The sequence below is a fragment of the Pseudomonas sp. HMSC066A08 genome, from assembly GCF_001813025.1.
GTDB lineage: Bacteria > Pseudomonadota > Gammaproteobacteria > Pseudomonadales > Pseudomonadaceae > Pseudomonas > Pseudomonas aeruginosa.
The window spans coordinates 339-7,546 of the sequence record NZ_KV811379.1 but is presented as its reverse complement, the minus strand read 5'-3'; the positions used below and the strand labels follow the sequence as shown (position 1 = coordinate 7,546).

The 7,208-nt window shown below is 61.9% G+C and carries 5 protein-coding genes and 4 pseudogenes; 4 read left to right on the top strand and 5 right to left on the bottom strand.

Features of this window, described 5'->3' with window-relative positions; translation table 11 throughout:
- Nucleotides 1–172 precede the first annotated feature (172 nt).
- Nucleotides 173–389 (top strand): annotated as a pseudogene (gene merE, locus HMPREF2886_RS34050) (broad-spectrum mercury transporter MerE).
- A gap of 52 nt (nucleotides 390–441) precedes the next feature.
- On the opposite strand, the gene HMPREF2886_RS31885 reads toward merE, so the two are convergent.
- The 4 genes and pseudogenes from HMPREF2886_RS31885 to HMPREF2886_RS31875 form a co-directional block, all read right to left on the bottom strand.
- Complete coding sequence (locus tag HMPREF2886_RS31885; protein WP_000904941.1) at nucleotides 442–1,056, bottom strand: recombinase family protein; 615 nt, start codon at nucleotides 1,054–1,056, stop codon at nucleotides 442–444.
- 60 nt (nucleotides 1,057–1,116) lie between these two features.
- Nucleotides 1,117–1,425 (bottom strand): annotated as a pseudogene (locus tag HMPREF2886_RS34045) (TniQ family protein); the annotation flags it as partial.
- Nucleotides 1,382–1,669, bottom strand: a pseudogene (locus tag HMPREF2886_RS35365) (alpha/beta fold hydrolase); the annotation flags it as partial. The pseudogenes HMPREF2886_RS34045 and HMPREF2886_RS35365, both read right to left, overlap by 44 nt.
- A gap of 235 nt (nucleotides 1,670–1,904) precedes the next feature.
- Nucleotides 1,905–2,630 carry a cysteine hydrolase family protein gene (locus HMPREF2886_RS31875; protein WP_031634207.1) on the bottom strand — a complete coding sequence of 242 codons (726 nt, stop codon included), beginning with the start codon at nucleotides 2,628–2,630 and terminating at the stop codon, nucleotides 1,905–1,907.
- A gap of 319 nt (nucleotides 2,631–2,949) precedes the next feature.
- Here HMPREF2886_RS31875 and HMPREF2886_RS31870 point away from each other — a divergent pair, with 319 nt between their 5' ends.
- Both HMPREF2886_RS31870 and HMPREF2886_RS31865 read left to right on the top strand, forming a co-directional pair.
- Entirely contained in the window at nucleotides 2,950–3,933 is a 984-nt protein-coding gene (locus HMPREF2886_RS31870) for a GlxA family transcriptional regulator (protein ID WP_031634206.1), read from the top strand.
- 808 nt (nucleotides 3,934–4,741) lie between these two features.
- A complete protein-coding gene (locus HMPREF2886_RS31865) occupies nucleotides 4,742–5,578 on the top strand; it encodes a DMT family transporter (RefSeq protein WP_078464872.1) in 837 nt (278 codons plus the stop codon).
- A 183-nt stretch (nucleotides 5,579–5,761) separates the two neighbouring features.
- On the opposite strand, the gene HMPREF2886_RS31860 is transcribed toward HMPREF2886_RS31865, so the two are convergent.
- Entirely contained in the window at nucleotides 5,762–6,211 is a 450-nt protein-coding gene (locus HMPREF2886_RS31860) for an antitoxin Xre/MbcA/ParS toxin-binding domain-containing protein (protein WP_031634204.1), read from the bottom strand.
- Nucleotides 6,212–6,264: 53 nt separating this feature from the next.
- Here HMPREF2886_RS31860 and HMPREF2886_RS31855 point away from each other — a divergent pair.
- Nucleotides 6,265–7,208, top strand: a pseudogene (locus tag HMPREF2886_RS31855) (DUF4158 domain-containing protein); the annotation flags it as partial.

Sequence of the window (7,208 nt, the reverse complement as noted above, 5' to 3'; positions counted from 1 at the left end):
ACGCGCTGGCGCGGCTGTGCCGGGCGCTGGATGCTGCGGACGGCGATGAAGCGGCCGCGCAGCTTGCCGTTCTGCGCCAGTTCGTCGAGCGTCGGCGCGAAGCGTTGGCCGATCTGGAGGTGCAGTTGGCCACCATGCCGACCGAGCCGGCACAGCACGCGGAGAGTCTGCCATGAACAGCCCCGAGCGCTTGCCGTCCGAGATACCTGTGGGGCGCGCTGGCCGTGCTCACCTGTCCCTGCCATTTGCCGATTCTCGCCATTGTGCTGGCCGGCACGACGGCCGGCGCGTTCATCGGAGAGTACTGGGGTATCGCAGCCCTCACGCTGACCGGTTTGTTCGTCCTGTCTGTGACACGACTGCTGCGGGCCTTCAAAGATCGATCATGAGCGCTTCCCATTGAGACAAACCACGCTGTCGCTACGTTGCCTCATGCCGGCATCAAATTCGGCTGAGTAGCTTCTCGCCATCTGGACGTAGCTCACCCTTGGGTGAAACATGCCGATACAGGGTCTGCCGCGTGACGCCAAGTTCCTGGCACAGGTCGCCGACCTTGGTCTCTGGCTGACCCATTGCCGCCATCGCCAGCCGCAGCTTGGCGGCGGTCATCTTGAACGGCCGGCCGCCTTTCCGCCCGCGCGCGCGGGCCGAGGCTAGGCCGGCAATCGTGCGCTCCGCGATCAACTCGCGCTCGAACTCGGCCAGGGCGGCGAAGATGCCAAAGACCAGCTTGCCGGCGGCGGTCGTGGTGTCGATGGCCGCGCCGTGCCCGGTTAATACCTTCAAGCCGATGCCGCGCCCAGTCAGGTCGTGCACGGTGTTGATGAGATGTCGCAGGTCGCGTCCGAGCCGATCCAGTTTCCACACGACCAGTGTGTCGCCAGTTCGCAACGCCTTCAGGCAGCTCGTCAAGCCGGGCCGATCCTCGCGCATGCCGGATGCCTGGTCCTCGTAAAGATGTACTGGATCGACCCCGGCGGCAATCAGCGCGTCGCGCTGCAAATCGGTAGCCTGGGAGCCGTCCGCCTTCGATACCCGCATGTAGCCTATCAGCATGTCGTACCTGTCACATATACGTTCGATTATGTGACAGTGTGAGCCAGAAAGTTCTCGCCGTCAAAAACTGTCACTTAACCCGTCATTTAGTCTAAGACCTGCAAACGGCCATTCAGGCTCGTAATGTGACAAAAACTCCGGCGGGATGCCCTCCTTGGTGAACGTGGCGCGCAAACGTTCCAGGGATTCGGGGTCGCGTCGCCCGTAGGACGCCAGTGTGAACAGCAAGCGGGCCGTCTCCGGGTTGTGTCGCGCTTCAATGATGGCCTCATCGATGGCCTGGGCTGCTCGTTGCCAGTGGTTGATGGGTTCCGGCTTCGGCACCTTCGCCGGCAGGCCGTTGGTGAAACCAGTGTGCGGCTCCGTCCAACGCCGCGACGTCCGCAGCGTAGTGGTCCATGTCGTGGCCGTCGCTCACCTGAGCGGACCGGCCGTGGCCGCGCCGATCGTGCGCGATGACGCGATAGCCCAGGCCAACGAAGAACAGGGCCTGGCTATCCCAATCGTCACCGCTGAGCGGCCAGCCATGGTGGAACACGATTGGCTGGGCGTCCTTCGGGCCCCAGTCCTTGTAGAAGATCTCAACGCCATCTTGGGTAGTCACTGTGCTCATGGTCATGATTCCGCGGTTGATGGAAGGAGAGTGGACGGACGAGAGTGCAGCGAAGGACGCCGGGGAAACGGCAGCCAGGGCCGCGGCACTCAAGCCTAGCACCAGAAAATCTCGCCGGTCCGGGCTGGCAGGCCCGAAGGTTTTGGTATTGCTCATGGGTGACTCCTTGTCAGTTGGCTAGCACGGGAGCAACAAGGGCTCCCGTGCCTGGTTGGGAAATTGGTTCTACCCGCGGTCAGCGTCCTTCCAGCTTTTTCACTACCTCGTCGGTCGTCAGCAGACCGTTGGCAATGTAGCGGAAGTCGACCAGTGCACTACCGTAGCCGTCGCCGTCAGGAAGCTTCGGTCCGGCGATGGCGTCACGTACGACGACCACCTCGAAACCGCGCTCCAGAAACTCGCGAAGATGCGATTCGACGCACAGGTTGGAGGCCATACCGGCAAGGATGATCTTGTCAACCCGCTGCTTATGCAGCTGCAGCATCAGGTCGTTGCTTTGGGGGCCATACAACTTGTGCGGTGATGCGACGATGGTCTTGCCGTCTTCAATGAAGGGCTTGAACTCCTGCATGAAGTCGGCACCCGAGTTACGGAATCCATCCAGCGTCAAGGCGCCCTTGCGATCGAAGAGGCCAAGCTTGTGCTGAACGGTCTCCGCCGGCGCCTCGTACTCCCATTTATGATCGTGGGGATAGTAGTAGTGCGGCGAGATGGCGACGGTCGTTCCAGCCTTCTTGGACGCCGCGAAGAGCCGGCGCAGATTCGGGACCAGGTTTTGCTCGGTAACGCTCGCACCGAACACCGGCCAGCCTGCACCCTCCGGGCTCATGAAGTCGATCTGCGGGTCGATCACGACCAGAGCGGTTCGACTTAGATCCCATTCAAAAGTGGAGGCCGGGAGCGCGGGCTTGACCGGGTCGGCATAGGAGTTCTCGGCGGCGAAGCTGATGCCAGGCGCCATCAGGATGGCCCCCAACACGGCGGCGTAGGAGAGCATTGTCTTGGGGTGAGTCTTGTTGAAGGTCATTTGCATGTCCTCGAAGTGGGGTGGTGCGAGTACGGTACGGCGAGAGGCTGGTACGAATAGGACATTTGTCCCTGGATTTCGGCCGACAAGCGCAGCCACCTCGAGTGAGGCGGGTGCACTTGGATGGCCAGACGAGCGCTTCCAGGCGAATGGCCGGATCTGGCAACGGCCGAGCCCCGTTGTTGCACCCGTTGACCTGCCAAACAGGAGGCGCGTCTAATGACTCTTCTGCCGGGCTATTGGCGTTCAGGTCATGCCACGTCACGTTTGTTTCTTGGTTTATTCGGGCTTCGTATTGCTGGATTTGAGTGGCCCGCTCGAAGCCTTCTCCAACGCCAATAGCGCGCGCCCTTCGGGCTATCGATTCACGGTCGCTTCGCTTGAGGGCGGGTTGATCCGCGCCTCGAGCGGACTGCAGGTCGCGACCGAAGCATTGGAAGTCGTCGACCGCCTCGACACGCTCATCATCGTCGGCGCACCGGCCGCTCCGATCGGTGACTGGACGATGTCGATGGCGACCGCGATCCGGCACATGTCCCTGCGCTCTCGCCGCACGGCCAGCGTCTGTACTGGCGCCTTCGTGCTGGCCGAGAGCGGCCTGCTCGACGGTCGTGTCGCTACCACGCATTGGAACTATGCTCCGCAACTGCAGGCTCGCTATCCGTCGCTGCGCGTGGACGGAGATCGAATCTGGACCGAAGACGGGAATGTCTGGACGTCCGCAGGCATGTCGGCTGGCATCGACATGGCCTTGGCCATGATCGAGCAGGACCTGGGCAAAGAGGTGGCGCGCTCCGTCGCACGCATGCTGGTTGTCTACTATCGACGGCCAGGTGGTCAGTACCAGTTCTCTTCGCTGCTGGATTTCGACCCTGGCTCAGATCGCATCCGCACGGTGCTGAGCTATGCGCGCGATCATCTGCGTGATGATCTGTCAGTCGAGCGCTTGGCTGACGTCGCGCATATGAGCGTGCGTCAGTTTGGCCGTGTATTCGCGGCATCCATCGGGGTGACGCCGGCCAAAGCGATCGAGCGCCTTCGCATCGAGGCGGCAAGGCCGCTGGTTGAGGACGGGCATCAGACTTTCGAGGAGATCGCCAGGAGCGCCGGATTCGGCGATGCCGATCACATGCTGCGCTGCTTCGTGCGAGTCATTGGGCGGACGCCACAAGAACTGCGCCGGAGCGTTCGTCAGGCCAACGGAGATGGCGGATCCGGGAGCAAGGCAGACCAATAGTCCGCGCTTGCGAAGGTTCGAGGGCCTGATGATGCGGCTATACGCACGCCGTGGTCGATCCCGGGAACCTCACTGACTAAAGGCCCCATCACAATGCGCGCGTTTGGCTTGCATGCATGTGGGGTGAAATTAGAGAAGCTAAAATTAATCTGTCCCCTTTACCATTGCCAGGCTGCGTGAAGGCGCGGATCAACCTTCTGCAGAATCACCGTTGAAGCCTGGCTTCGCGATTGACCCTTCCGCGAAAGGAGGCTTGCCGGAAGATGTCCGCTCGATGGAAGGGGTGGGCGTCTCCACGCAGATGCCTCTTGTCCTCAGCTCCAGGTGCTTGAGGGAACTTCGATCCAAACAGCCCGGGCCAAGGCAACGAGGCGGTCGTTCGGTGCGTAGATGGCCGTACCAGCTAGACGCTTGCGGCCCTCCACCCCCAAAGGCCAGCCGAGGACAATACAACGATCCCCAGGCTTGACGACGCCCAAGATGGAGGCGGCCAGTTCGCCGAGAACAATCGCGACGCCATCGGGTAGCGGGAAAGAAGTGAAAGCTCCCGTGCAGTCGAGCGCCGCCCACAAGAATTCTGGCCGCAGGTTTCCCGATTTGTCGGCGAGCGACGCGTCGGGCGTCCACGGCGCAGCAATCGTGGAGGTGTTGTTCAGCGGGCCAGGAAAGATACATAGGCCGTCGTTTTGCGTGCGCTCTGGCCCGCACACAAAGCAACCAGGAAACCTATGGCTTTTGAACCCAATGAACGACTGTGCTGCTTCCTCTGCTTCCTCGTACGAGGGCCCGGGGGTGCCTGAATGCTTAGTTGAGAACGCTTGGCTTCGCGTTGCCGCTGTTCCTCTGGTTGCTGTGGCTGAGCCGCGGGGCGGGGGAAGGGCGGCTCTCGCTGGCGGATGGGGCGCGCATCCTGCTGCTGGGGATGTTCGGCTATTACCTGTCCAGCCTCTTCGATTTCTACGGGCTGGAATACATCAGCGCCGGACTGGAGCGCCTGATCCTGTTCACCTATCCGACGCTGATCCTGCTCTTCCAGGTCGTGATTTTTCGCGAGCGGCCGAGCCGACGCACGCTGCTGGCCATGGGCGTCTGCTACATGGGGCTTGGGGTGGCGCTCCTGCACGACATCAGCACCGCGGGCATGGGTGGGCAGGTCATCCTGGGGGCGGCCTGGGTCTTCGCGAGTGCCGTTACCTATGCGCTGTACTATCTGGGCACCGGCGTCATGCTGAAGCGCCTCGGTTCGATGCGGCTGGCCGGTCTGGCGGGCAGTGCGTCGGCGCTGATGGTGCTGGTTCACTACGGCGCCTCGACCGACATGGCCCAGCTGCTGGTGGTGCCGCGGCCGGTATGGCTCTATGCGGCGCTCATGGCGCTGTTCTCCACCGTTCTGCCAATCTACTGGATGGCGCTGGCCATTCAGCGAATGGGCCCAACCCACACCGCCGCCGTCGGCAACCTGGGGCCCGTGCTGACGATCCTGGCCTCCTGGGCGTTGTTGAACGAGGCGATCTCCCTCTATCAACTGGCAGGGCTGGCGCTGGTCCTGGTGGGGGTGTCGCAGCTCAAGCCTGCAGCGCCCAGTCAGGCCAATGCTGTGGACGGCGGGGTGCCGGAGGCAGGATCAGCGCCGGGCCGCCGCTGACTTTGTTTAGCACCTCGATGCCCAGATACCAGATGCAGGGCGACAAAGCGGTCATCGCGCATCTGCTGAACTCAGTGTCGACAAGGAAAAATATGTAAAGAAATCTGCAGACTAGTCAGGGGGTGATTAACCTCGGCCAACTGAGTTGGACCAGTGATGAGGGGGCAGGCCCGCGTCGCAAAATCACAGAACGAAGCCTTCCGAGATTTGCAGCAACATCTCTTCAGCCTGACTCGTGCCTTGCAGGGTTGTGAGCAAATTTATTGGCATCATGCCGGAAAGTCGTTTCTTGGGCTTGAACAGCCACCTCCTTGCCTTGTCGGCGTCACCAAAAATCGCCTCAGCCATCGCCGTAATGTGGACTGTTCGGAAGAGCCGGTCGCTTTCCTCAATGGTCAACGGCTGATTACGTGTGATCCGGTTTTTCAAGGTTCGCAGCGGGATTATTTGCTCTCTAGCCTGCGGCGAAACCACTCCCTCGTCAGCGAGTTTCATGAGTCTAGCTGCGGAAAAACCACAGCTGATCCTGAGGTGAATCTCAAAGCTGCCGGCAGATTCAGGGATATCTAGCAGCACTTTCAGCCGAGCACGGTAAGCAGAATAACCGTGATCCAGAAGGGCCTCAGCAAGCATGATCGTCTCCTTTTCCGGCAATATGGTGTCATTTAGGCATCATTTCAGCTTCCGGCCTGTCCGACTTCCGCGCCCTGGTGCGCGAGCTAACCGAACTGGCCCAACAGACCGACAAGGGCTTGCTGCTGGCCGGTCAGGCGCTGGAGAGCCTGCGGCAGAAACGACGCATCCTGCCGGCGTTGAGCGTGATCGACCGGGCTTGCTCGGAGGCCATTGCACGGGCCAATCGGCGGGTCTACCGCGCCTTGGTTGAACCGCTCACGGACTCGCATCGGGCCAAGCTGGACGAGCTGTTGAAGCTCAAGGCCGGCAGCAGCATCACCTGGTTGACCTGGCTGCGCCAGGCACCGCTGAAACCCAACTCTCGGCGCATGCTTGAGCACATCGAGCGGCTGAAGACATTTCAGCTGGTGGACTTGCCCGAAGGCCTAGGCCGGCACATCCACCAGAACCGCCTGCTCAAGCTGGCCCGCGAGGGTGGGCAGATGACGCCCAAAGACCTCGGCAAGTTCGAGCCGCAGCGGCGCTATGCGACCCTGGCCGCCGTGGTGCTGGAGAGCACTGCAACCGTGATTGATGAGCTGGTGGATCTGCACGACCGCATCCTAGTCAAGCTGTTCAGCGGCGCGAAGCACAAGCATCAGCAGCAGTTCCAGAAGCAGGGCAAGGCGATCAACGACAAGGTGCGCCTGTACTCCAAGATCGGCCAGGCGCTGCTGGAGGCCAAGGAAGCCGGCAGCGACCCCTATGCCGCCATCGAGGCGGTGATTCCCTGGGACGAGTTCACCGAGAGCGTCAGCGAAGCCGAGCTGCTGGCCCGGCCGGAGGGTTTCGACCACCTGCACTTGGTCGGCGAGAACTTCGCTTCCCTGCGCCGTTACACGCCGGCCTTGCTGGATGTGTTGGAACTGCGCGCCGCTCCGGCCGCGCAAGGTGTACTGGCAGCCGTGCAGACCCTGCGCCAGATGAACGCCGACAACCTGCGCAAGGTGCCGGC